This is a genomic window from Streptomyces sp. SirexAA-E, assembly GCF_000177195.2.
In the GTDB taxonomy this organism is placed as follows: domain Bacteria; phylum Actinomycetota; class Actinomycetes; order Streptomycetales; family Streptomycetaceae; genus Streptomyces; species Streptomyces flavovirens.
The window spans coordinates 5,202,114-5,226,101 of record NC_015953.1 but is presented as its reverse complement, the minus strand read 5'-3'; the positions used below and the strand labels follow the sequence as shown (position 1 = coordinate 5,226,101).

Here is a 23,988-nt window from a genome sequence, read left to right as displayed (position 1 = left end):
AAAAGGGGGTTCCACGCCGGATCGGCGGGACACGGAAGAACCTAGTGGTGACCACTGACAACGCGGTCCGGCCTGCGGATACGCCCCGTTCGGGTCAGAGCCGCACGGTGAGCTGGGCCTGGAGGTGGGCGCGCAGGACGCCTGCCATGTCCGTCGCTCCGTCGCTGAGCAGCCACTGCACCTGGAGCCCGTCCATCAGGGCGATCAGCTGCGCTCCCGCGAGGGCGGGATCGACGCCCTCGCGGAGCGCGCCCTCCGTACGGGCCTGGGTGTAGGCGAGTTCGGCGCCGGAGACCGAATGGGCGTAGCGCCGCACGAAGTAGGAGTGGACCGGGTGGTCCGCCGCGGTCGCCTCCGCCGAGACCACGGTGAACAGTTCGACGATGCCTCGGCGGGTGGCGTTGAGCGCGGCCAGTTCGGCGAATCTGCGCAGCCGCCGTACCCCGGTGGTGCTGCCGAGGTCGAGCCACTCGCCGTCCGCCTCGTCGCGGTGTTCGAGCACCGCGAGCAGCAGGGACTCCTTGGTCGGGAAGTGGTGCAGCAGGCCGGGGTGGGAGATGCCGCAGCGCGTCGCGATCACCCGGAGCGAGGCGCCGCGGTATCCGGCCTCGCCGAACAGGGCCATGGCCTGGTCGAGGATCTCGCCCCGCTTCGCACGGCCCTTCGCGTAACCCCGCTTCACCTCGGCGGCCACGGTCACCTCCCGGCCCGGTCGTACCGGCTGCTGTCACGGTCACATTCGCACATTCGGAGATACTTACCAAGCGGTCGGTATTGACTCTATGGTGAAAGCCGAACCGCGCCGCGAAAGGACCGCCCGTGTCCCCCTCCACCCCCCTGCCCTATCTGGACCCCGAACGGCCCGTCGCCGAGCGGGTCGAGGACCTCCTCGGCCGCATGACGCTGGCCGAGAAGACCGGCCAGATGCTCCAGCTGAACGCGAAGGACGGGGTGCGCCACCTCGTCGAGGACCTGTACGCGGGCTCGATCCTGCACGCGTCGCCGGAGCACGTCAGGGAGGCGGCGGCCGCCACGGGGCGGACGCGGCTGCGCATCCCGCTGCTCGTCGCGGAGGACTGCATCCACGGGCACTCCTTCTGGGTGGGCGCGACCATCTACCCCACGCAGCTGGGGATGGCGGCGACCTGGGATCCGGAGCTGGTGGAGCGTGTCGCCCGGGCGACGGCCGTCGAGGTCGCGTCGACCGGCGTGCACTGGACGTTCTCGCCGGTCCTGTGCATCACCCGCGACCTGCGCTGGGGCCGGGTCAGCGAGACGTTCGGCGAGGACCCGTTCCTCATCGGGGAGCTGGCCTCGGCGATGGTCCGCGGCTACCAGGGCGAGGGCCTGTCCGACCCCACGGCGGTGCTGGCGTGCGCCAAGCACTTCGCCGGGTACTCCGAGACCCAGGGCGGCCGGGACGCCAGCGAGGCCGACATCTCCCGGCGCAAGCTGCGGTCGTGGTTCCTGCCCCCGTTCGAGCGGGTCGCCCGTGAGGGCTGCCGTACGTTCATGCTGGGCTACCAGTCGATGGACGGCGTGCCGGTCACGGTCAACGACTGGCTGCTGAACGAGGTGCTGCGCGGCGAGTGGGACTACACCGGCACCCTGGTGACGGACTGGGACAACGTCGGCCGCATGGTGTGGGAGCAGAAGATCTACGCCGACCACACCCAGGCCGCCGCCGCGGCGGTCCGCGCGGGCAACGACGTGGTGATGACCACCCCGCAGTTCTTCGAGGGCGCGCAGAACGCGGTCGCCCAGGGCACTCTGGACGAGGCCGAGATCGACGCCGCGGTACGCCGTGTGCTGACCCTCAAGTTCGAGCTGGGTCTCTTCGAGGACCCGCGCCACCCCGATCCGGCCCGGCAGGCCGCGGTCATCGGCAGCCCCGCGCACGAGGCGCTGAACCTGGAGACCGCCCGGCGCTCGCTCGTGCTGCTCACCAACGACGGCACCCTCCCCCTGGCCGGCGGCCTGGAGGCCGGTGCGGACGGCCGCGCCCTGGCGGGCCCGGGCGCCACGCCCCGTACGGTCGCCGTCGTCGGGCCCAACGCCGACGACCCGCAGACCCAGCTCGGCGACTGGGCCGGGTCCTCGGGCCAGGCGGACTGGCTGCCGGACGGCCAGCCGCGCGCCATGATCCGTACCGTGCTGGACGGCCTGCGCGCGCACGTACCCGAGGACTGGACCGTCACGTACGCGCAGGGGGCCGAGATCCTGTCCGTGGGGCCCGACCCGGAGGGGGCGTACTTCCCCGACGGGCAGCCCCGCCCCCACGTCGTGGTCCCCGCCGAGCCGTCTCGGTCCCTGATCGACGAGGCGGTCGCCGCCGCCGAGGGCGCCGATCACGTGGTCGCCGTGGTCGGCGACCGCATCGAGCTGGTGGGTGAGGGACGCTCCACGGCCACCCTGGAACTCGTCGGCGACCAGGTCGCGTTGCTCGACGCGCTGGCCGCGACGGGCACCCCGCTCGTCGTCGTGGTCATCAGCTCCAAGCCGCTGGTCCTGCCGCCGTCCGCACTCGGTGCGGCAGCGATCGTGCACGCCTTCAACCCGGGCATGCAGGGCGGCCGGGCCGTGGCCGAGCTGCTCCTCGGCCTGGTGGAGCCGTCCGGCCGGCTGCCGGTCTCCTTCGCCCGGCACGCCGGCCAGCAGCCGACGTACTACAACCAGATCCGGGGGCAGCACGGCAGCCGCTACGCCGATCTCACCCAGCGTCCGGCCTTCGCCTTCGGCGAGGGGCTGAGCTACACGACCGTGACGTACACGGACCTGGAGATGCTGACGGAGAACGTCCAGGCCGGCGATGTCCTGCGGGCGCGCGTCACCGTCACCAACACCGGCTCCCGGCCCGTCCGGGAGACCGTCCAGGTGTACGTGAGCGACCTGGTGACCTCCGTGACGTGGGCCGAGAAGGAGCTCAAGGCCTACCGGCAGGTGGATCTCGCGCCGGGCGAGGCGCGTGAGGTGTCGGTGGAGCTGCCGGTCGCGGACTGCACCCTGGTGGACGCCCGGGGCCGCCGGGTCGTCGAGCCGGGCGACTTCGAGCTGCTGGTCGGCCCGTCCTCCCGCGACGACGTGCTGCTGCGGGGCGCCTTCACCGTGAAGGGCTGACCGCCTCCCGGCGGACCCCGTACATGGAAACCGCCTCCCGGCCGGCAGGGGGGCCGGTCGGGAGGCGGAGTGCGGGCCGGGGCGCCGCGTGGGCGCCCCGGGAGGGCGTCAGCCCTGGTGGGGGTAGGTGTACTCGGTCGGCGGGACCAGCGTCTCCTTGATGGCGCGGGTCAGCGTCCAGCGCTGGAGGTTCTGCGGGGCGCCCGCCTTGTCGTTGGTGCCGGAGCCGCGGCCGCCGCCGAAGGGCTGCTGGCCGACGACCGCACCGGTCGACTTGTCGTTGATGTAGAAGTTGCCCGCCGCGTAGCGGAGCTTGTCCATCGTGTACGCGGCCGCGGCGCGGTCGTTCGCGATGACCGAGCCGGTCAGCGCGTAGTCCGTGACGGACTCCATCTGCTCCAGCATCTCGTCGTACTTCTCGTCCTCGTAGACGTGCACGGCGAGGATCGGGCCGAAGTACTCGGTGGTGAAGATCTCGTTGGCCGGGTCGTCGCACACGACGACGGTCGGGCGGACGAAGTAGCCGACGGAGTCGTCGTAGGTGCCGCCCGCGACGATCGTGCAGGACGGGTCGCTCTTCGCCCGGTCGATCGCGGCCTTGTTCTTCGCGAACGAACGCTCGTCGATGACGGCGCCGATGAAGTGCGACAGGTCGGTGACGTCACCCATCGTGATCGAGTCGACCTCGGCCGCGAACTCCTCCTTGAACCCGGAGTTCCAGATGGAGGCGGGGACGTACGCGCGGGAGGAGGCCGAGCACTTCTGGCCCTGGTACTCGAAGGAGCCACGGGTCAGCGCGGTCTTCAGGATCGCGCGGTCGGCGCTCGGGTGGGCGACGACGAAGTCCTTGCCGCCGGTCTCGCCGACGAGGCGCGGGTAGGTGCGGTACTTCTCGATGTTGTTCCCGACCGTCTTCCACAGGTGCTGGAAGGTGGGCGTGGAACCGGTGAAGTGGATACCGGCCAGGTCGCGGTGGTTCAGCGCGACCTCGGAGACGGCGAGGCCGTCACCGGTGACCAGGTTGATGACACCCTTGGGCAGACCGGCCTCCTCCAGGAGGCTCATCAGCAGCACGGCGGCGTGCGTCTGCGTCGGGGAGGGCTTCCACACGACGACGTTGCCCATGAGCGCCGGGGCGGTCGGCAGGTTGGCCGCGATCGCCGAGAAGTTGAACGGCGTGATCGCGTAGACGAAGCCCTCCAGCGGCCGGTGGTCCATGCGGTTCCACACGCCCGGGGAGTTGGCCGGGGGCTGCTCGGCGAGGATCTGGCGCGCGTAGTGCACGTTGAAGCGCCAGAAGTCGACGAGCTCGCAGGGACAGTCGATCTCGGCCTGCTGGGCGGTCTTGGACTGGCCGAGCATGGTGGAGGCGGCCAGCGTCTCGCGCCACGGGCCGGACAGCAGCTCGGCGGCGCGCAGGATGATCGCGGCACGGTCGTCGAAGGACATCGCGCGCCAGGCCGGGGCGGCGGCCAGGGCGGCGTCGATCGCGTCCTGGGCGTCGGCCTCGGTGGCGTTGCCGTAGGTACCGAGGACGGACTTGTGGTTGTGCGGCTGCACCACGTCGAAACGCTCGCCGCCACCCATCCGCTTCTCGCCGCCGATGGTCATCGGCAGGTCGACCGGGTTCTCGGCGAGCTCCTTGAGCTTCGCCTCCAGGCGGGCTCGCTCCGGGGTGCCGGGGGCGTAGGTGTGTACCGGCTCGTTGACCGGCGCGGGGACCTGGGTCACAGCGTCCATGAGTGACGTGCCTCCTTGAGTGGGGGTGGGTGTTCGGCCGGGCTCGTGCCCTGGGCCGTCAGCCCTTGGTGACGACGGAGCGGGCGAAGAAGAGCAGGTTGGCCGGCTTCTCCGCGAGGCGGCGCATGAAGTATCCGTACCAGTCGGTGCCGTAGGCCGTGTAGACGCGCATCCGGTGGCCCTCGGCCGCGAGCCGGAGGTGCTCGTCGCTGCGGATGCCGTACAGCATCTGGAACTCGTACTCGTCCAGTTTGCGCCCGGCCTGGCGGGCGAGCTCCTGTCCGATCGCGATGAGCCGCGGGTCGTGGGAGCCGATCATCGGGTATCCCTCGCCGTGCATCAGCGTCTTCAGGATACGGACGTACGCCTTGTCGATCTCCGCCTTGTCCTGGTAGGCGACGGAGGCCGGCTCCTTGTACGCGCCCTTCACCAGGCGGACCCGGCTGCCGGCGGCGGCGAGGCGGCGGGCGTCCTCCTCGGTGCGGAACAGGTAGGACTGGATGACGCAGCCGGTCTGCGGGAAGTCCTTCCGCAGCTCCTCGTGGATGGCGAACATCGAGTCGAGGGTCGTGTGGTCCTCGGCGTCCAGGGTGACCGTGGTGCCGATGGCCGCGGCGGCCTCGACGACGGGACGGACGTTGGCGAGCGCCAGTTCGTGGCCGTCCTGGAGGGACTGGCCGAACATCGACAGCTTGACCGACATCTCCGCGCCGGTACCGAGCCCGAGGTCGGCGAGGTGGCCGATGAGCTCCAGGTACGCGTCACGCGCGGCGGCGGCCTGCTCGGGGGTGGTGATGTCCTCACCCACGACGTCGAGGGTGACCTCCAGGCCCTTGTCGGCCGAGTCCTGGACGATCTTGATGACCTGGTCGACCGTCTCACCGGCGATGAACCGGTCGACGACCTGTTTGGTGCCCGGCGCGGCCGAGACGAAACGACGCATCTTGTCGCTGCGGGACGCGGCGAGAATCACGGGACCCAGCACGGGGCACCTCCACGGATGAAACGGACGAGGGCCGAACCGGCACGAAGACGAACGGACCGGGACGGCACGGAGAACCACGCTGAAATCTAGGGAAGCTTCTCCGGCCGTGCCATCGACACCTGTCACGCATCTGTGGCCACCGACTCAGACAAATGTCTGAAGGGTGCGAGAATGGCGGGGTGAAGGGCGATTACCAGGAGCTGGTCGACGAGATCTCGGCGCTGCTCGGCGCCCCGGCGACCCTGGAGAACCGCGATTTCGGCCTGGTCGCCTTCGGGGCCCACGACAGCGACGACGACGCGGCCATGGACCCCGTCCGTACGCGCTCGATCCTCACCCGGCGCTCCACCCCGGCCGTGCGGGCCTGGTTCGAGGGCTTCGGCATCACCCGGGCCACCGGCCCGGTCCGCATCCCGGCCGCCCCGGAGGCGGGTGTCTACCGGGACCGCATCTGCCTGCCGGTACGCCATCGGGGTGTCGTCCTCGGCTACGTCTGGCTGCTCGACACGGAGCGGGGGCCCACGGAGGGACAGCTGGCGGCGGCCATGGACGTGGCCGCGCGGATCGGCGTACTCCTCTTCGACGAGGCGCGGGCCGGCGCCGACCTGACCCGCGAGTTCGCCGCGGTGCTCACCGCGTCAGGGGGCCGGCAGCGCGAGGCGGCGGTGACCGCCCTGGGTGAGGCCCTCGGACCGGACGCGGACGGGCTGCACACCGTGGTGTGCGTGACCCCGTGGCAGGACGGCCCGCCGTCGGTGCGTACGGTGCCCTCGGCGGCGGCTCTCGCCACGGTCGGGGCGCACGACGCGACGGCGCTGGCGGTGCTGGTCCGGCTGCGCTCGCCGGACGCCCCGGACCCGGCGACGACAGCCGCGGACCGGCTGCGTGCCACGGCGGGGCCCGACGCCACCGCCGGGATCGCGACCGCACGGCGCGGCCTGGCGGGGCTGGCGGAGTCCTGGCACGAGGCGCGGTCCGCCGCGCGTGCGGCCCACGCGGAGTCCCGTCTCGGCCCGGTCGCCGCCTGGCCGTCCATCGGGCCGTACCGGCTGCTCACCGCGCTGCCCCGGACACCGGACCCCGTCGCGCGCACGCTGCTGGACGGGTCGCACACGGAGCTGGCCCGCACGGTCGAGGTGTTCCTCGACCGTGCGGGCCAGGCGGGCCGGACGGCGGCCCTGCTGGGCATCCACCGCCAGACGCTGTACTACCGGCTCGGCCGGGTCGAACAGCTCACCGGCCTCGACCTGGACGACGGCGAGGACCGGCTGCTGCTGCACATGGCGCTGAAGGCGGCCCGGTTGTAGGCCCGAGTCCGGTACCGGGCCGTACGTCAGTCCGTCAGTCCGTCAGGTTGACCGAGCGGGCCGACGTCGCGCCGATCTCCTCGGCGATCTCGCTCAGCACCGACTGCGGGATGGTGTCGTCGACGGTGAGGACGACCAGCGCCTCGCCGCCCGCGTCCTGACGGGAGACCTGCATACCGGCGATGTTCAGCCCGGCCTCGCCGAGGATCTTGCCGACCGCGCCGACGACGCCGGGGCGGTCCTCGTAGCGCAGGACGACCATGTGGTCGGCGAGCGCCAGGTCCACGTCGTGCTCGCCGATGGCGACGATCTTCTGGAGGTGCTTGGGGCCGGCCAGCGTGCCGGAGACCGCGACCTCCTCGCCGTTCGCCAGGGTGCCGCGCACGGTGACCACGTTGCGGTGCTCGGGCGACTCGGAGCTGGTGGTGAGGCGGACCTCGACACCCCGCTCCTGGGCGAAGAGCGGAGCGTTGACGTACGACACGGTCTCGTCGACGACGTCCTCGAAGACGCCCTTGAGCGCGGAGAGTTCGAGCACCTTCACGTCGTGCTGCGTGATCTCGCCGTAGACCTCGACGTCGAGCCGGGCCGCGACCTCGCCGGAGAGCGCGGTGAAGATCCGGCCGAGCTTCTCGGCGAGCGGCAGTCCGGGCCGCACGTCCTCGGCGATGACGCCGCCCTGGACGTTGACCGCGTCCGGCACCAGCTCACCGGCGAGCGCGAGGCGGACGGACCTGGCGACCGCGATACCGGCCTTCTCCTGCGCCTCGTCGGTGGAGGCGCCCAGGTGCGGGGTGCAGACGACCTGGTCGAACTGGAACAGCGGGGAGTCCGTGCAGGGCTCCTTGGCGTACACGTCGAGACCGGCGCCGGCCACCCGGCCTTCCTTGAGGGCGGAGGCGAGCGCCTCCTCGTCGACGATGCCGCCGCGCGCGGCGTTGACGATGCGCACCGAGGGCTTCACCTTGTGCAGCGCCTCGTCGCCGATCAGGCCGAGCGTCTCGGGGGTCTTGGGAAGGTGCACCGTGATGAAGTCGGAGACCTCCAGCAGCTCGTCCAGCGTCAGGAGCTTGACGCCCATCTGCGCGGCGCGGGCGGGCTGCACGTAGGGGTCGTACGCGACGATCTTCATGCCGAAGGCGGACATGCGCTGGGCGACCAGCACACCGATGCGGCCGAGGCCGACGACACCGAGCACCTTCTCGCTGAGCTCGACACCCGTGTACTTGGACCGCTTCCACTCGCCGTTCTTCAGCGCGGTGTTGGCCTGCGGGATGTGGCGCGCGGTGGCCACCAGCAGACCGCACGCCAGCTCGGCGGCGGTGACGATGTTGGACGTCGGCGCGTTGACGACCATCACACCGGCCTTGGTGGCCGCGGAGACGTCGACGTTGTCCAGGCCGACACCGGCGCGGGCGACGACCTTCAGCTGCTTCGCGGCGGCGATGGCCTCCGCGTCGACCTTGGTGGCGGAGCGCACCAGGATCGCGTCGACGTCGACGATCGCGGGGAGGAGTTCGGCGCGGTCCGCGCCGTTGCAGTGCCGGATCTCGAAGTCCGGACCCAGGGCGTCGACCGTGGCGGGCGACAGCTCTTCGGCGATGAGTACGACAGGTTTCGAGCTCACGTGAGTCCTCACAAGTCCAGTGCGGACGGCCGTCCCGACGGCCGCAGGCGGTGGAGGGGCTAGCCGCGTGGAAGACGCACGACACTGTGGGCCCTGACGCGTGTATGTGTGGAGCAGTCTAGTCATGCGGCCGGGCCGGGTGAGCGCGCCGGCGGAAGGATCACCCGCACGGGGCGAACGGCATGGACAGACGTACGGGGACCGTCTCCTGCCGCCGCCCCGGACCCGCAGTGACACGGGGCGGGTTGCCCGGGGGCGGGCCCGTGCGGACCCGCCCCCGGCGAGGGATCAGGCGTCCTCGTTGTCGACCCAGCTCATGAGCTTGCGCAGCTCCTTGCCGGTGGTCTCCAGCAGGTGGTCGGCGTCGGCCTTCTTGTACTCGTTGTACTTGGGCAGGCCGTTGTGGTACTCGGCCATCCAGTTCTTGGCGAAGGTGCCGTCCTGGATCTCGGCGAGGACCTTCTTCATCTCGGCCTTGGTGGCGTCCGTGATGATGCGGGGGCCGGTGATGTAGTCGCCCCACTCGGCGGTCTCGGAGATGGACCAGCGCATCTTCTCCAGGCCGCCCTCGTACATGAGGTCCACGATGAGCTTCAGCTCGTGCAGGCACTCGAAGTAGGCGATCTCCGGCTGGTATCCGGCCTCGGTCAGCGTCTCGAAGCCGGCCTTGACCAGGGCGGCGGTACCGCCGCAGAGGACGGCCTGCTCACCGAAGAGGTCGGTCTCGGTCTCCTCGGTGAAGGTCGTCTTGATGACGCCGGCGCGGGTGCCGCCGATGCCCTTCGCGTAACTCAGGGCCAGCTCCAGGCCCTTGCCCGAGGCGTCCTGCTCGACGGCCACGATGCACGGGACGCCTCGGCCCTCCTCGTACTGACGGCGCACCAGGTGGCCGGGGCCCTTGGGGGCGACCATGCAGACGTCGACGTCGGCCGGCGGCTTGATGAAGTCGAAGCGGATGTTCAGGCCGTGGCCGAAGAACAGCGCGTCGCCGGCCTTGAGGTTGTCCTTGATGGACTCCTCGTAGACCTGGGCCTGGATCGGGTCCGGGACGAGGATCATGATGACGTCGGCCTCGGCGGCGGCCTCGGACGGGGTCACCACGCGCAGGCCCTGCTCCTCGGCCTTGGCCTTGGACTTCGAGCCCTCGTGCAGACCGACACGGACGTCGACACCCGAGTCACGCAGCGACAGCGCGTGGGCGTGGCCCTGGCTGCCGTATCCGATGACCGCGACCTTGCGGCCCTGGATGATGGACAGGTCGGCATCGTCGTCGTAGAACAGCTCGGCCACTGGGTCTTCTCCTTGGTGTGCAGGTGTTGCGTCCCACCGTACGGCGGGTGCGTCTGATGCGTGTGCGGGTCTCGCCATGCGAGCGGCGAGAGTGTCCGGTCTGTCTACGCCGAGCGGTCGAGGGCGCGCAGGGAACGGTCGGTGATCGAGCGCGCGCCGCGCCCTATGGCGATGGTGCCGGACTGGACGAGCTCCTTGATGCCGAAGGGTTCGAGCATCTTGAGCATGGCCTCCAGCTTGTCGGCTCCCCCGGTCGCCTCGATCGTGACCGCCTCCGGGGAGACGTCCACGGTCTTGGCGCGGAACAGCTGGACGATCTCGACGATCTGGGATCGGGTCTCGTTGTCCGCGCGGACCTTCACCAGGACGAGCTCCCGCTGGATCGCAGCGGCCGGCTCGAGTTCGACGATCTTCAGGACGTTGACCAGCTTGTTGAGCTGCTTGGTCACCTGCTCCAGAGGCAGGCCCTCGACATTCACCACGATGGTGATGCGGGAGATGTCGGGGTGTTCGGTGGTACCGACCGCGAGTGAGTCGATGTTGAACCCGCGCCGGGAGAACAGGGCAGTGATCCGGGCGAGGACACCCGGCTTGTTCTCGACCAGGACGGAGAGCGTGTGCTTGGTGGACATGGAGTCGGTCTCTCTCTGTCTCTCAGTCGTCTTCGTTGTCGCCGAAGTCGGGGCGGACGCCACGGGCGGCCATGACCTCGTCGTTGGAGGTGCCGGCGGCGACCATCGGCCACACCATGGCGTCCTCGTGGACGATGAAGTCGATGACGACCGGGCGGTCGTTGATCGCGTTGGCCTCGGCGATGACCTTGTCCAGGTCGGCGGGGTCCTCGCAGCGGATCGCGTAGCAGCCCATGGCCTCCGACAGCTTGACGAAGTCGGGGACGCGGGTGCCCTTGGCGGGGACGCCGTCCGCGTCCGCCCCGGAGTGCAGCACGGTGTTGGAGTACCGCTGGTTGTAGAAGAGGGTCTGCCACTGGCGGACCATCCCGAGGGCGCCGTTGTTGATGATGGCGACCTTGATCGGGATGTTGTTGAGCGCGCAGGTGGTGAGCTCCTGATTGGTCATCTGGAAGCAGCCGTCGCCGTCGATCGCCCAGACCGTGCGGTCCGGCATGCCGGCCTTGGCGCCCATCGCGGCCGGGACCGCGTAGCCCATCGTCCCGGCGCCGCCGGAGTTGAGCCAGGTGGCGGGCTGCTCGTAGTCGATGAAGTGGGAGGCCCACATCTGGTGCTGGCCGACACCCGCCGCGAAGACCGTGCCCTCCGGGGCCAGTTGGCCGATGCGCTGGATGACCTGCTGCGGGGAGAGGCTGCCGTCCTCGGGCAGGTCGTAGCCGACCGGGTAGGTCTCGCGCCAGCGGTCGAGGTCCTTCCACCAGGCGCTGTAGTCGCCGGTGCGGCCCTCGGTGTGCTCGGCCTGGACGGCCTGGACGAGGTCGGCGATGACCTCGCGGGCGTCACCGACGATCGGCACGTCGGCGGCGCGGTTCTTGCCGATCTCGGCCGGGTCGATGTCGGCGTGGACGATCTTGGCGTACGGCGCGAAGCTGTCCAGCTTGCCGGTGACGCGGTCGTCGAACCTGGCTCCGAGCGCGACGATCAGGTCGGCCTTCTGCAGCGCGGTGACGGCGGTGACCGAACCGTGCATGCCGGGCATCCCCACGTGCTGCGGGTGGCTGTCGGGGAAGGCGCCGAGCGCCATCAGGGTGGTGGTGACGGGCGCTCCGGTCAGCTCCGCCAGGACCTTGAGCTCGGCGGTGGCGCCGGCCTTGAGGACCCCGCCGCCGACGTACAGCACCGGGCGCTGGGCCTGGGTGATGAGCTTGGCGGCCTCGCGGATCTGCTTGGCGTGCGGCTTGGTGACCGGGCGGTAGCCGGGCAGGTCCATGGCCGGGGGCCAGCTGAAGGTGGTCTTGGCCTGCAGCGCGTCCTTGGCGATGTCGACCAGGACCGGTCCCGGGCGGCCGGTGGAGGCGATGTGGAAGGCCTCGGCGATCGTGTGGGCGATGTCCTCGGCGCGGGTGACCAGGAAGTTGTGCTTCGTGATCGGCATGGTGATGCCGCAGATGTCGGCTTCCTGGAAGGCGTCCGTGCCGATGGCCCCCGAGGCCACCTGGCCGGTGATCGCGACCAGCGGCACGGAGTCCATCGCCGCGTCGGCGATCGGGGTGACCAGGTTGGTGGCGCCCGGGCCCGAGGTGACCATGCAGACACCGACCTTGCCGGTGGCCTGCGCGTAACCGGTCGCGGCGTGACCGGCGCCCTGCTCGTGGCGGACCAGGATGTGGCGGACCCGGGTGGAGTCCATCAGCGGGTCGTACGCCGGAAGGATGCAGCCGCCGGGGAGCCCGAATACGGTGTCGGCCCCGACTTCCTCGAGAGAACGGATGAGGGACTGCGCGCCCGTGAGGAACTCGACGGAGGCGGAGGACGGTCCGCCGTTACGGGCCCGCGGCTGCGGGTGCTGGGCCCCGGTGGCCTGCTCGGTCATCGGCATTCTCTTCTCGAAGCTGGTGTTGATGCGGGGTGTTTGTGGTGTTTTGAGGGCCACCGGTGCAACAAAAAACCCCTCGTGCCGTGAGGCAAGCGAGGGGAGCGCGCCGGTGCGGTCCGCAGGATGTCCATGAGTGACCCTGCTTCAGCCGACGCGCTTTCCAAGTACGAGAATTCGGGTGCGCATGGCATTGACCCTCTCTCCGGGGCGCCCGCGGTGTCAAGTGGGTGGGACGGGCGTCTCATCATGTGAGCGGCCCTGGAGCGGGATCCAGCCGCCGGCCAGGACGGGCTGCGCCACCGGGCCGGCGCCCGCGACCGGGAACCTCCCCCGGACCAGGGTGCGCCGCAGCCGGTACTCGTCCACGGGCCCGGAGAAGGCCATGCCCTGGCCGTGCGTGCATCCCATGGCCCGCAGCGCGCGGACCTGTTCGGGCCCGTCGACCCCGTCGGCGACGGACTGCATGCCGAGGTCGCAGGCGATGCGCAGCAACCCGCTGGTGATCTTGTGCAGCCGGGCCGACTCCACGACCCCCTCGACGAGGTTCCGGTCGAGCTTCAGCACGTCGACGGGGAGCCTGCGCAGGGCGTTGACCGCGGCGTAGCCGTTGCCGAAGCCGTCGAGCGCGATCCTTACGCCGAGTCTGCGCAGGGCGACCAGCCGCTGTTCCAGGTCGTCGAAGGAGACCCGGGGGTCGTTGTCGGCGACTTCGATCATCAGCGCGCCGGAGGGCAGCCCGTGCCGGGTGAGGAGGCTCTCGACCGAGCCGTGGGGCAGTGCGCGGTCCAGCAGCCGGCCGGCCGACACCCGCACCGAGACGGCGACCGGATGACCGGCCCTGGCCCGGTCGGCGGCCTGCTCGACGGCCTCCTCCAGCAGCCAGCCGCCCAGCTCGGCCGCGCGGTCGCTGTCCCCGGCCACCCGGAGGAACTCGGCGGGAGTGAAGAGGATGCCCTGGGCGGAGCGCCAGCGGGCCTGGGCGGCGACGGCCGCGACCGTTCCGCTGGCGAGGTGGACGACCGGCTGGTGCAGCAGCGCGAACTCCCCGTCACTCACGGCCGTACGCAACCGCGCCGCCAGCTCGGAGCGGCGGACGACCTCGGCCTGCATCTGCGGGGCGTACAGCTCGACCCGGTCCTTGCCCCCCGCCTTGGCGCGGTACATCGCCAGGTCGGCGTTGCGCATGAGGTCCTTGGGGGTGATGCCGGGCTCGGCGAAGGCGACGCCGATGGAGGCGGCCACCCGGACCTCGCGGCCGCCGATGCGGTACGGCTGGGAGAGCGTGAGGCGCAGCCGCTCGGCGATCTCGTGGACCTGGTACTCCCGGGCGGCCTGGTCGCCGGTGCCGTCGCCGACGATGAGCGCGGCGAACTCGTCGCCGCCCAGGCGCGCGGCGGTGTCCCAGGCCCGGACGGAGTCCTGGAGCCGGCGGGCGGCCTGGACGAGCAGCTCGTCGCCCGCCTGGTGGCCGATGGTGTCGTTGACCGCCTTGAAGCCGTCGAGGTCGATGAAGAGCACCGCGGTGCCCGCGTCGCCGGTACGCCGGCCGCCGAGCGCCTGGGCCACCCGGGCGGTGAACAGGGCGCGGTTGGGCAGGTCGGTGAGCGGGTCGTGCTCGGCGTTGTGCTGCAACTGCTCCTGGAGCCTGACGCGCTCGGTGACGTCGCGGCTGTTGAGCAGCAGGCCGCCCTGGTGGCGGTTGACGGTCGACTCGACGTGGAGCCATTCGCCGGTGCCGGATCTGAAGCGGCACTCGATCCGGGTGGTGGGCTCCTCGCGGGGCGGGGCGGCGAGGAATCTGCGCACCTCGTGGACGACGGGTCCCAGGTCGTCGGGGTGGATGATCGCGGGCAGCTGGGTGCCCATGAGGTCCTCCGCGGCACGGCCGTAGACCCCGGCGGCGGCGGGGCTGACGTAGCGCAGCACACCGGTCGGCTCGGCGATCATGATGACGTCGCTGGAGCCCTGCACCAGGGAGCGGAAGTGGTTCTCCTTCTCGGCCAGCTCCTGGGTGAGCGCGATGTTGTCCAGGAGCATGATCGCCTGGCGGACGACCAGGGCCAGCACGACGGCGCAGCCGGTGACCACCACGACCCGGTCGGGCCTGCGCCCGTCGACCACGCTGTACAGGATGCCCAGGGTGCAGACGGCCGCCGCCAGGTACGGGGTGAGGGCGGCGAGCGACCCGGCGATCGGGCGGCTCGTGCCCCGGGGCGCGCGACCGGTCCCGACAGCGTTGTCCGGGGCGCGGCGGGCGCCCCAGGGGGCGTACGCGAGGAGCAGGGAGCCGGCGAACCAGCCCGCGTCCAGCAACTGCCCCGAGTGGTAGGCCGATCGCAGCAGCGGCGAGGTGAACAGGGCGTCGCACAGGACGGTCAGGGCGAGTCCGGCGATGGCGGTGTTCACCGCCGAGCGGTTCACACTGATCCGCCGGAAGTGCAGGGCCAGCACCATGGAGACCAGCACGATGTCGAGCAGCGGGTAGGCGAGCGTGAGCGCCGCTCTGGCGACACTCTCCCCGCCGGCGTTGGCCACATGGGCGGTGTGGGCGAGCGCGAGGCTCCAGGAGAGCGTCAGCAACGACCCGCCGATCAGCCAGGAGTCCAGCGCCAGGCAGACCCAGCCGGCCCGGTTGACGGGCCGCTTGGCGAGGACGAGCAGACCCACGATGGCCGGGGGCGCGAAGCAGAGGAAGAAGAGGTCGGCGAGGGACGGTGAGGGCACGGCGCGGCTCAGCACCACCTCGTACCAGCCCCAGACCGCGTTGCCGCCGGCGGCCATCGCGGAGGAGAGCGAGAACAGCAGCCAGGCGGGCCGGAGCCTGCTCTCGCTGCGGCGGGCGTAGACGAAGCAGGAGACCGCGGCGATCAGGGCCGCGATGCTGAGGCCGAAGTCCCCCATGAAGAGCGCCAGTCCGGCCGATCCCCAGCCGACCCCCGCGCCCACCGCGTATCCCGCGCAGACGAAGGCGAGCAGGATCTGCGAGCGCAGGCCCGTACCGCGGCCGGAGGCCGGCCGGGAGAGCAGGGCCGCGAGGGCGCTCACCGGAGAGCTCCCCGGGGCCGGCCCGGCGCCCCCGGCACCACTGACCGCATCGGCACTCCTGACCGTGTCCGGCCGCACCGCGGCGCCGGATCGCCTTTCCACTGGCCGTGCATCGCCCGTCGCCCCCTCGCGTGACACTCCCGCCCGGCGCCGTCCCTTCTCTGGCGCAGCCCCATCTGGACGATACACCAGGTTGGTCACGCAGGGCCATAAGTTCTCTACTCTCCGTTACCACCTGCGGTGTTGGCCCGTCCGGAGCGCTGCCGGGCCGGTCCGCGGCGCGGTCAGCCGGTGGTGAGCACGACGTTGCGGACCGGCTCCCCCGCGGCGAACCGGGACAGCTGTCCGGCCAGCAGACGCTTCGCACGGGGCAGGAACGCCGAGGTGCTGCCCCCCACATGGGGGGAGATCAGGACCTGGGGAGCATGCCAGAGCGGGTGGCCCTCGGGCAGCGGTTCCGGATCGGTGACGTCCAGGGCGGCGTGCAGTCGGCCGGACTCCAGTTCGGGCAGCAGTGCCTGGGTGTCGACGACCGCGCCGCGCGCCACGTTCACGAGCAGGGCGCCGTCCCGCATCGCGGCGAGGAACTCGGCCCCGACCAGCCCTTGCGTGGAGGCGTTCAGCGGGGTGGACAGGATGACGATGTCGGCCTCGGGCAACAGAGCGGGCAGCTCGTCGAGCGCGTGTACGGGGCCGCGCCCGGTTGTCCGGGCGGAGCGCGCGACGCGCACGACCCGCGCGCACTCGAAGGGTTCGAGCCGGTCCTCGATGGCCGCGCCGATCGATCCGTAACCGACGACGAGCACCGTTTTGTCGGCGAGCGCGGGGTAGAAGCCGGACCGCCACTCCTCCTCGTCCTGGCCGTGCACGAAGCCGGGGATCCCGCGCAGCGAGGCGAGGACCAGGGCGAGGGCGAGCTCCGCGGTCGACGCCTCGTGGACGCCCTTGGCGTTGCAGAGCCGCACCCCGGCGGGCAGCCGGGCCAGTCCCGGTTCGACGTGGTCGATGCCCGCGGAGAGGGTCTGCACGACCCGCACGGTGCTCATGTGCTCCAGCGGCCGGAGCGCCACCTGCGGGCCCTTCATGTACGGGACGACGTAGAACGCGCAGTTCGCGGGGTCCGCCGGATAGTCCCGCCCGCCGTCCCAGAAGCGGTAGTTGAGACCCTCGGGGAGTCCGTCGATCTCCTCGGCAGCGATCGGCAGCCAGACGTCGGGGGCGGGTCCCGGGGCCGGGGCGGGGGTGGCGGCAGGTGTCGAAGTCATGGTCAGGAGGCTATGCGAGGGCGCGGAACGGCAGAGGTTACTTTTGGGGTGCGGTGTGGTCCTGCGACGACGGGACCGAGGGAGGGTTCGGGGAGTGCGCAGGACAATCGGTGCGGCGGGGCTGGCCGTGGGCGCTGTCGGGCTGGGGTGCATGCCGATGAGCTGGGCCTACAGCACGTCGCAGCAGCGTGGTGACCGTTCGCTGCGCACGGTGCACGCCGCCCTGGACGCGGGGGTCCGGCTGCTCGACACGGCCGACATGTACGGGCCGTTCACCAACGAGCTGCTGATCGGGCGGGCGTTGAAGGGACGCCGCTCGGACGCCTTCCTCTCGACCAAGTGCGGACTGCTGGTCGGCGACCAGCACATCGTCGCCAACGGCCGCCCGGGATACGTCCGCCGCGCCTGCGACGCCTCGCTGCGGCGGCTGCAGACCGATGTGATCGACCTCTACCAGCTCCACCGGGCCGACCCCGAGGTGCCGGTGGAGGAGACCTGGGGCGCGATGGCGGAGCTGGTGACCGCGGGCAAGGTGCGGGCGCTCGGTCTGTGCGCGGTCGGAGCGCGCGCGGGGCGCCGGCCGGGTTCCCGGACGTACGACACGACGGTCCGGCAGCTGGAGCGGATACAGCAGGTCTTCCCCGTCAGCGCGGTCCAGGCCGAGCTCTCCGTGTGGTCGCCCCGGGCGCTCGACGACCTGGTGCCGTGGTGTGCGGCCCGGGGCGTGGGCGTGCTGGCCGCGATGCCGCTCGGCAACGGCTATCTGACGGGGACGCTCAAGCCCGGGATGGGTTTCGAGCCGGACGATCCGCGGGCCCGGCACCCCCGGTTCACCGCGGAGATGATGGCCGCGAACCAGCCGGTGGTCGTGGGGCTGCGGCGGGTGGCCGAGCGGCACGGCGCGACCCCGGCGCAGGTGGCGCTGGCGTGGGTGCTCCGGCAGGGCGGCCACGTGGTGCCCGTCCCCGGGACCAAGCATGAGCGGTGGGCCGTGGAGAACGTCGGGGCCGCCGAACTGGAGCTCACCGAACGGGACCTGGCCGAGATCGCTCGGCTGCCCCCGGCACGCGGGTCGTGGGACTGACCCGTCGGCGGAGGAATGCGGGGAGATCGGGGAGCCACGGCGGGCAGCAGTGTATGAACAGTGGTGATGTTCGCCGTCGAAAGGATCGGTCCTGTGCAAACTCCCGCGGCGCACGAGGAACGCAAGGTGCACAACGGGCGCAAAGGGCGCAAGGGGGTGGTGGCGGCCTTGGCCGCCGCCTCCCTGCTGCTGTCGGCCGGCTGCGCCTCCGAGGACGGCGGCCCGGCGTCCTCGGACGGCTCCCCCACTCCTCCGGCGGGCTCCGCCTCGTCCCCGGCGGCCTCGTCGAGTCCGCCCGCGAAGCGGCCGCCGGCCAAGGGGTCGGTGGACGTGGTGTCCACGCTGACGGAGAAGCTGTCGTCCCCCTGGGGGCTGGCGCCGCTGCCCGGGGGTGATCTGCTGGTGGCCTCGCGCGACGACGCGACGATCACCCGGATCGACGGGGAGAGCGGGAAGAAGACGGAGGTGGGCACCGTGCCGGGGGTCTCTCCGGCGGGTGAGGGTGGCCTCCTGGGGCTCGCGGTCGCACCGACGTACGGCGCGGACCACCTGGTGTACGCCTACTTCACCACCGAGTCGGACAACCGCATCGCCCGTCTTCAGTACGACGAGGCGAAGCCGGCCGGACAGCAGCTGGGCGCCCCGGACACCATCCTGCGGGGCATCCCGAAGGGTTCCGTCCACAACGGCGGCCGGATCGCCTTCGGCCCGGACCGCATGCTGTACGCGGGCACGGGCGAGACCGGTGACACGGGTCTGGCCCAGGACGAGAAGTCCCTCGCGGGCAAGATCCTGCGGATGACGCCCGACGGCGAGCCGGTGCACGGCAACCCGTCCGCCGACTCGGTGGTGTACTCCTGGGGCCACCGCAATGTGCAGGGGCTGGCCTGGGACGAGCGGAAGCGCCTGTGGGCCTCGGAATTCGGCCAGGACACCTGGGACGAGCTCAACGCGATCGAGCCCGGCAAGAACTACGGCTGGCCCGAGGTCGAGGGTGAGAAGGGCGAGGCGGGGTACGTCGACCCGGTGGCCCAGTGGAAGACCTCCGAGGCGTCCCCGAGCGGCATCGCCTACGCCCAGGGCTCCATCTGGATGGCGGGGCTGCGCGGCGAGCGGCTGTGGCGGATCCCGCTGTCGGGCACGCCGGGCGAGGAACCTTCGGCGGCCCCTCAGGCGTTCCTCGAAGGGAAGTACGGAAGGCTGCGCACCGTGGTGGCGGCGGGCGGCGACACGCTGTGGCTGGTCACGAGCAACACGGACGGACGCGGGACCCCGAAGCAGGGGGACGACCGGATCCTGCTGCTGAAGGTGCGGTGACGACCGTCCGGGCGGCCCGACCCGAAGGTGCGGTGACGACCGTCCGGGCGGCCTGACGGAGGGAGCACGACCGGTGTTCGACTCTTCTCGGAGCTGTTCGCGCCCGGCCGCAGGCACACGGCGAGGAACGCGAGCGGCTGGAGCCGAGCCGCGAGGACCTCGGGATCGGCGACCCGGCTCGCGGCCCGACAGACCTCACCTCCGGCAAGGTCACACTCCGGCATCCGGGGGCAGGAGTGCCGGGAGGACCGCACCACACGGACGACCCAGGAGCAGACATGCAAGGAACACCGGACGAGCCCGGCACCCCCGGAGCGGAGGTCCCGGGCGCGGACGTCCCGGGGACACCCGAGGAGGCCGACGGGCCGGGCACGGACGTCCCGGAGGCGCCCGAGGAGACCGACGACCCGGACCCGGACGTCCCTGGGACGCCGGAGGAGGCCGACGGCCCGGACGAGGCGGGCACGGCGGGCGGGCCGCGCCCTTAGGCGGTCCGCGGGAGCCGGCTCCGCACCGCGGACCGGCTCAGCCCGCCGCGTACAGCCGGAAGCGGTGGGCCAGGGCGGCCGCCTCGCCGCGGCTGGCCACGCCCAGCTTGGCCAGGATGTTGGAGACGTGCACGCTCGCCGTCTTCGGTGAGATGTACAGCTCCTCCGCGATGCGGCGGTTGGTGTAGCCGGCCGCGACCAGCCGGTGCACCTCCTGCTCGCGGGAGGTCAGCCCGAAGGACTCGACCGCGTCCGCCGCGGGCTCGGAGAGCGTCTCCCCGTCCTCGCCGCCGGGGCCGCCCGCCCGGCCGTGGTCGGCCGGCCCGGTCAGGGCGATGCGGGCGCGCCGGGCGAGCAGCCCGATGTTCTTCGCCAGGGGCAGCGCTCCGAGCCGCTCGGCCACCGTGTGGGCCTCGCGCAGGAGTTCCGTGGCCGTGCCCCGGTCTCCGGAGGCGGCGATGACGGACTCCGCCCACCGGTGCCGGACCTGGGCGAGCTCGTAGGGTCGGCGCAGCGGGCCGAAGGCCGCGGCGGCCCGGGCCCAGTCCTCGGGGGTGTCCGTCCCCTCCGCCCGCGCCAGCTCGGCCTCGACCAGCGTCCCGTAGGCGGCCCAGACCGGTACGAGGACGGGGAGCCGCTTGAGGTGCCCCCTGATCCGTTCCAGTACGGCCGGCCGGCCGGGCTCGGTGGCGGGCAGCCCCCGGGCGTCGGCCTCGATCGTCGCGGCGACGTACAGCAGCGGCAGCGCGTATCGCTGGGTGCCCGGCGGGAATCCTTCGTCGGACCGCGCCTCGAAGGCGGCCCGCGCCTCGGCGACGCGCCCCTGCTCGGCGGCGATGACCATGGTGTGCCGGACGGGGTTGATCTGGTGCTGGGGCTGGCGGTCGTGGACTCCGAACAGCCGTCTGTTCAGCGCGAGCTGCTCCTCGGCCTCGGTGAAGTCGCCCTGCGCAAGGGCGAGTTCGGTACGACGCGAGGCGACCAGGCCCTGGGACTTACGGGACCGGGAGAGCAGGGCCGCGGCGTCGGTCGCCGCTCTGCTCTCCTTCCAGTGCCCCAGCGAGAAGTAGGACTCCGACTGGTTGGCCCGGACCCACGCCTCCGAGTCGGGCAGCCCGTGGCTGTGGCAGATCCCGATGCCGTGGTCGGCGGCGGCCACGGCCTCCGGCGAACGGCCCGCCGACTCCAGCGAGGAGGGCAGATTGATACTGGCGCGGCTCATCACGCCCACCAGGTGGAGCACGTCGGCGCGGTCGCGGACGGCGTACATCTCGGCCAGCCCCTCCTCGACACCCCCCGCGTCGATGGTGAGCCAGCCTCGGGTGAGCCGGGCGTGCAGTTCGATGTACTCCTCGCCGACGAGCCGCGCGTACTCCACGGCCCGGTCGGCGGCGGCCAGTGTGTCCGGTCCCGGCCGGTGCAGCGCCCCCCAGCTCGCCACGCTGGCCAGCACGTCGGCGTGCACCGCCGAGGGGTGCAGTCCGCGCACCAGCTCTTGGGCGGTGGCGAGCTCCTGCCATCCGTCGCCCCGGGAGAGGTTCTGCATCAGGGAGGAGCGCTGGACCCAGAACCAGGCGGCGCGCAGCGGGTCGTCCTCGCCGTCCAGTACCCGCAGTGCCTTCTTCGCGATGGTCAGGGCCCGTTCGCGGTCGCCGCCGAAGCGCGCGGCGACGGTCGCCTCGGCCATCAGGTCGAGGTAGCGCAGCGGGGCGGCCGTGTCACAGCCGCAGCCGGGGTAGACCTCGGCGTAGTCGAGGGGGCGCAGGGTGGCGCGGACGGCCTCGGGTACGTCGTCCCAGAGCTCCATGGCCCGCTCCAGGAGTCGCAGTTGCTCGGAGTGGGCGTAGCGGCCGCGGGCCTCGACGGAGGCCCGCAGGACGGCGGGCAGCGCCTTGGCCGGGTCGTGGGCGGCGTACCAGTAGCTGGCGAGCCGGGCGGCGCGCTCGTCGGCGCGGACGAGCCCCGGGTCGGCTTCGAGGGCTTCGGCGTAGCGGCGGTTGAGCCGGGAGCGTTCGCCGGGGAGCAGGTCGTCGCTGACGGCCTCGCGGACCAGGGAGTGCCGGAAGCGGTATCCGTCCAGGTCGGGGGCGGGCAGCAGGATGTTGGCGCCGACGGCGGCGCGCAGCGCCTCGTCGAGGTCGTCGTCGGTGAGCCCGGCCACGGCGGCGAGGAGCCGGTGCTCGACGGTGGAACCGCCCTCGGCGACGATCCGCACGACCCGCTGGGCGTCGTCGGACAGCGTCTCGACGCGTACGAGGAGGAGGTCGCGCAGGGAGTCGGACAGCCCCGAACTGTCGCCGCAGCACTCGACGGTGCGGGCGAGTTCCTCGACGAAGAAGGCGTTGCCGTCGGAGCGCTCGAATATCTCGTCGACGAGGGCGGCCTCCGGGGCCACGGCGAGGATCCCGGTGAGCTGCCGGCCGACCTCGGCGCGGCTGAACCGGTTCAGCTCGATGCGTCCGACCGTACGGAGCCGGTCCAGCTCGGCCAGGAGCGGACGCAGCGGGTGGCGGCGGTGGACGTCGTCGGCCCGGTAGGTACCGATCACGACGAGGCGTCCGCGGCGCAGGGTCCGGAAGAGGTAGGAGAGGAGGTGGCGGGTGGAGGCGTCGGCCCAGTGGAGGTCCTCCAGGACGAGGACGACGGTGCGGGTCGCGGAGACGCGTTCCAGCAGCCGGACGGTGAGCTCGAAGAGGCGCGCGGTGCCGTGCTCGTCGTTGGACGCGCGCTCGGTCTCGCCCAACTCGGGCAGCAGCCGGGCCAGTTCACCTTCCTGGCCGGCCAGCGCACGCGCCAGCTCGTCGGGCAGGGCCCGGCGCAGGGCGCGCAGAGCGGTGGCGAAGGGGGCGTACGGAAGGCCCTCGGCGCCGATCTCCACACAGCCGCCGACGGCCACGACGGCCTCACGGCGGCACGCGACGGCGAGGAACTCCTCGACCAGCCGGGTCTTCCCGACCCCTGCCTCGCCTCCGACGAGGAGTGCCTGGGGCTCGTCCGCCGAAGCGCGGACGAGCGTCCCGGTGAGCGAGGCGAGTTCCCCGGCCCGGCCGACGAAGACGGGACTGACGGTGTTGGTCTCCACAGCGCCGAGCATCGCATACGCGTACGACAACGCCGGGGCCCCGGCCGCCTCGTGGAGCGGTACCGGGGCCCCGGCCGTGCTGTCACCCATGGCCGGGGTCTTCCATTCGACGACGTGGGAGCAGGGGCGCGGGTCCGGTGCCGTGCTCCGTCTCAGGCGGCACGCGCGAACCGGCCGGGGTCCCCGCTCACCCGCCTCCCGGGACCGTCCTGCCCGCTGACGCGGGCCTCGGCCCGGGCCGCGATGCGGGCGGCCCGGCGGGCGAGGACGGCCTCGCGGACGGTCCGCCGCGCTTCGGCCCGGCGGATCAATTCGGCGCTGCGGGCCTGGTGCAGTTCGTAGGCGTACATGGTCTCTCCCCCTGTCGACGGCCCTCGGGGCCTCGGCTCCTTGCCGTGGTCCCACTCTCGTCGGGGAGGGGGTGCCGCCGCATCGGGCGTGTGCCGCATCCCGGCGCCCGGGGGGCCTCAGTCCTGCCGGGTGAGTGCCTTAGGTGCGGCCCCGGGGGCCTCAGCCGGCGCTGGGCATGGACAGGAAGAGGTCGAAGTACATGCCGAGGGAGATGAGTACGCCCAGTGTCCCGAGCGCGATTCCGGCCCGGGCGACGGAGCGGATCCAACCGGGCTGCGGCTGGGCGGACGGGGTGCCGAAGGCGGGGCGGAGAAGGACGAAGACGCCGACGAGCAGGGCGAGCAGCGCGAACAGTCCGTTGACGAAGGCCGTGGTGTGCCAGGCGTCACCGTAGATCTCGGAGATCTGCTGGGCGGCGCTGCCGCCCGACGAGGTCTGGATCTGGCCGATCAGGGTCTCGCGTTCGGCGGCCACACGGCCGGTCCAGGCCCCGCAGAGGGAGACGACACCGAGCCCGGCGGAGACGACGGCCGCGGCGCCCGTCCCGGCACCGGTGGACGCGGCGGCCTCGGCCTCGTCGTAGGGGTCGGGCTCCGGCGAGTCCTCGTCGGAAGAGTCCGGGACCGCGTCCTCCGGGGCGTCCGAGGGGGCGGCCGTCCCGGTCGGGGCGGGCGCGGCCTTCTCCTCGGTCGTCGTCTTCCCTTCTTCGTCGTGGTCGTCGTGCGTGACAGGGGTGGAGGGGGTGGTGTCCATGAGGCGCACGCTAGGGGCCCCGTATGAGA

General features: G+C 72.0%; 17 protein-coding genes. 5 read left to right on the top strand and 12 right to left on the bottom strand.

Going from position 1 to position 23,988, the window contains the following annotated elements; genetic code table 11:
- Positions 1 to 94: 94 nt before the first annotated feature.
- Positions 95 to 694 carry a TetR/AcrR family transcriptional regulator gene (locus SACTE_RS23450; RefSeq protein ID WP_014048503.1) on the bottom strand — a complete coding sequence of 200 codons (600 nt, stop codon included), beginning with the start codon at positions 692 to 694 and terminating at the stop codon, positions 95 to 97.
- A 125-nt stretch (positions 695 to 819) separates the two neighbouring features.
- Here SACTE_RS23450 and SACTE_RS23445 point away from each other — a divergent pair, with 125 nt between their 5' ends.
- Complete coding sequence (locus tag SACTE_RS23445; RefSeq protein ID WP_014048502.1) at positions 820 to 3,117, top strand: glycoside hydrolase family 3 N-terminal domain-containing protein; 2,298 nt, start codon at positions 820 to 822, stop codon at positions 3,115 to 3,117.
- A 108-nt stretch (positions 3,118 to 3,225) separates the two neighbouring features.
- On the opposite strand, the gene pruA is transcribed toward SACTE_RS23445, so the two are convergent.
- Together pruA and SACTE_RS23435 are read right to left on the bottom strand one after the other, a co-directional pair.
- Complete coding sequence (gene pruA / locus SACTE_RS23440; protein ID WP_014048501.1) at positions 3,226 to 4,857, bottom strand: L-glutamate gamma-semialdehyde dehydrogenase; 1,632 nt, start codon at positions 4,855 to 4,857, stop codon at positions 3,226 to 3,228.
- Between the two features lie 58 nt (positions 4,858 to 4,915).
- On the bottom strand, positions 4,916 to 5,842 hold the full coding sequence (locus tag SACTE_RS23435) for a proline dehydrogenase family protein (RefSeq protein ID WP_014048500.1): 927 nt from the start codon (positions 5,840 to 5,842) through the stop codon (positions 4,916 to 4,918).
- A gap of 179 nt (positions 5,843 to 6,021) precedes the next feature.
- Between SACTE_RS23435 and SACTE_RS23430 the strand changes: the two genes are divergently transcribed.
- Positions 6,022 to 7,149 (top strand): helix-turn-helix domain-containing protein, encoded by a 1,128-nt coding sequence (locus tag SACTE_RS23430; protein WP_014048499.1) that lies wholly within the window; start codon positions 6,022 to 6,024, stop codon positions 7,147 to 7,149.
- 34 nt (positions 7,150 to 7,183) lie between these two features.
- On the opposite strand, the gene serA is transcribed toward SACTE_RS23430, so the two are convergent.
- From serA to SACTE_RS23400, 6 genes are all read right to left on the bottom strand, one after another.
- Positions 7,184 to 8,776 (bottom strand): phosphoglycerate dehydrogenase, encoded by a 1,593-nt coding sequence (gene serA / locus SACTE_RS23425; protein WP_014048498.1) that lies wholly within the window; start codon positions 8,774 to 8,776, stop codon positions 7,184 to 7,186.
- A gap of 288 nt (positions 8,777 to 9,064) precedes the next feature.
- Positions 9,065 to 10,066 (bottom strand): ketol-acid reductoisomerase, encoded by a 1,002-nt coding sequence (gene ilvC, locus SACTE_RS23420; RefSeq protein WP_014048497.1) that lies wholly within the window; start codon positions 10,064 to 10,066, stop codon positions 9,065 to 9,067.
- A 104-nt stretch (positions 10,067 to 10,170) separates the two neighbouring features.
- The gene (gene ilvN, locus SACTE_RS23415; RefSeq protein ID WP_014048496.1) at positions 10,171 to 10,698 is read right to left on the bottom strand and encodes an acetolactate synthase small subunit; all 528 of its coding nucleotides are present in this window, start codon (positions 10,696 to 10,698) and stop codon (positions 10,171 to 10,173) included.
- A 22-nt stretch (positions 10,699 to 10,720) separates the two neighbouring features.
- Complete coding sequence (locus tag SACTE_RS23410; RefSeq protein WP_019992304.1) at positions 10,721 to 12,571, bottom strand: acetolactate synthase large subunit; 1,851 nt, start codon at positions 12,569 to 12,571, stop codon at positions 10,721 to 10,723.
- A 222-nt stretch (positions 12,572 to 12,793) separates the two neighbouring features.
- Positions 12,794 to 15,619, bottom strand: coding sequence for an EAL domain-containing protein (locus SACTE_RS23405; RefSeq protein WP_014048494.1), 2,826 nt, complete (start codon positions 15,617 to 15,619; stop codon positions 12,794 to 12,796).
- A 284-nt stretch (positions 15,620 to 15,903) separates the two neighbouring features.
- Positions 15,904 to 16,884, bottom strand: coding sequence for a 2-hydroxyacid dehydrogenase (locus SACTE_RS23400; RefSeq protein WP_014048493.1), 981 nt, complete (start codon positions 16,882 to 16,884; stop codon positions 15,904 to 15,906).
- Between the two features lie 127 nt (positions 16,885 to 17,011).
- Here SACTE_RS23400 and SACTE_RS23395 point away from each other — a divergent pair, with 127 nt between their 5' ends.
- The 3 genes from SACTE_RS23395 (at position 17,012) to SACTE_RS23385 (ending at position 19,773) form a co-directional block, all read left to right on the top strand.
- On the top strand, positions 17,012 to 17,968 hold the full coding sequence (locus SACTE_RS23395) for an aldo/keto reductase (RefSeq protein ID WP_026358926.1): 957 nt from the start codon (positions 17,012 to 17,014) through the stop codon (positions 17,966 to 17,968).
- A 126-nt stretch (positions 17,969 to 18,094) separates the two neighbouring features.
- Positions 18,095 to 19,285, top strand: coding sequence for a PQQ-dependent sugar dehydrogenase (locus tag SACTE_RS23390; protein ID WP_026358927.1), 1,191 nt, complete (start codon positions 18,095 to 18,097; stop codon positions 19,283 to 19,285).
- Between the two features lie 278 nt (positions 19,286 to 19,563).
- Positions 19,564 to 19,773 carry a hypothetical protein gene (locus SACTE_RS23385; protein ID WP_014048490.1) on the top strand — a complete coding sequence of 70 codons (210 nt, stop codon included), beginning with the start codon at positions 19,564 to 19,566 and terminating at the stop codon, positions 19,771 to 19,773.
- A 37-nt stretch (positions 19,774 to 19,810) separates the two neighbouring features.
- On the opposite strand, the gene SACTE_RS23380 is transcribed toward SACTE_RS23385, so the two are convergent.
- The 3 genes from SACTE_RS23380 to SACTE_RS23370 all read right to left on the bottom strand — a co-directional run bounded on the left by SACTE_RS23380 (position 19,811) and on the right by SACTE_RS23370 (position 23,959).
- On the bottom strand, positions 19,811 to 22,945 hold the full coding sequence (locus SACTE_RS23380) for a helix-turn-helix transcriptional regulator (protein WP_014048489.1): 3,135 nt from the start codon (positions 22,943 to 22,945) through the stop codon (positions 19,811 to 19,813).
- 62 nt (positions 22,946 to 23,007) lie between these two features.
- A complete protein-coding gene (locus tag SACTE_RS23375) occupies positions 23,008 to 23,205 on the bottom strand; it encodes a hypothetical protein (RefSeq protein WP_014048488.1) in 198 nt (65 codons plus the stop codon).
- A 160-nt stretch (positions 23,206 to 23,365) separates the two neighbouring features.
- On the bottom strand, positions 23,366 to 23,959 hold the full coding sequence (locus SACTE_RS23370) for a membrane protein (protein ID WP_014048487.1): 594 nt from the start codon (positions 23,957 to 23,959) through the stop codon (positions 23,366 to 23,368).
- Positions 23,960 to 23,988 lie beyond the last annotated feature (29 nt).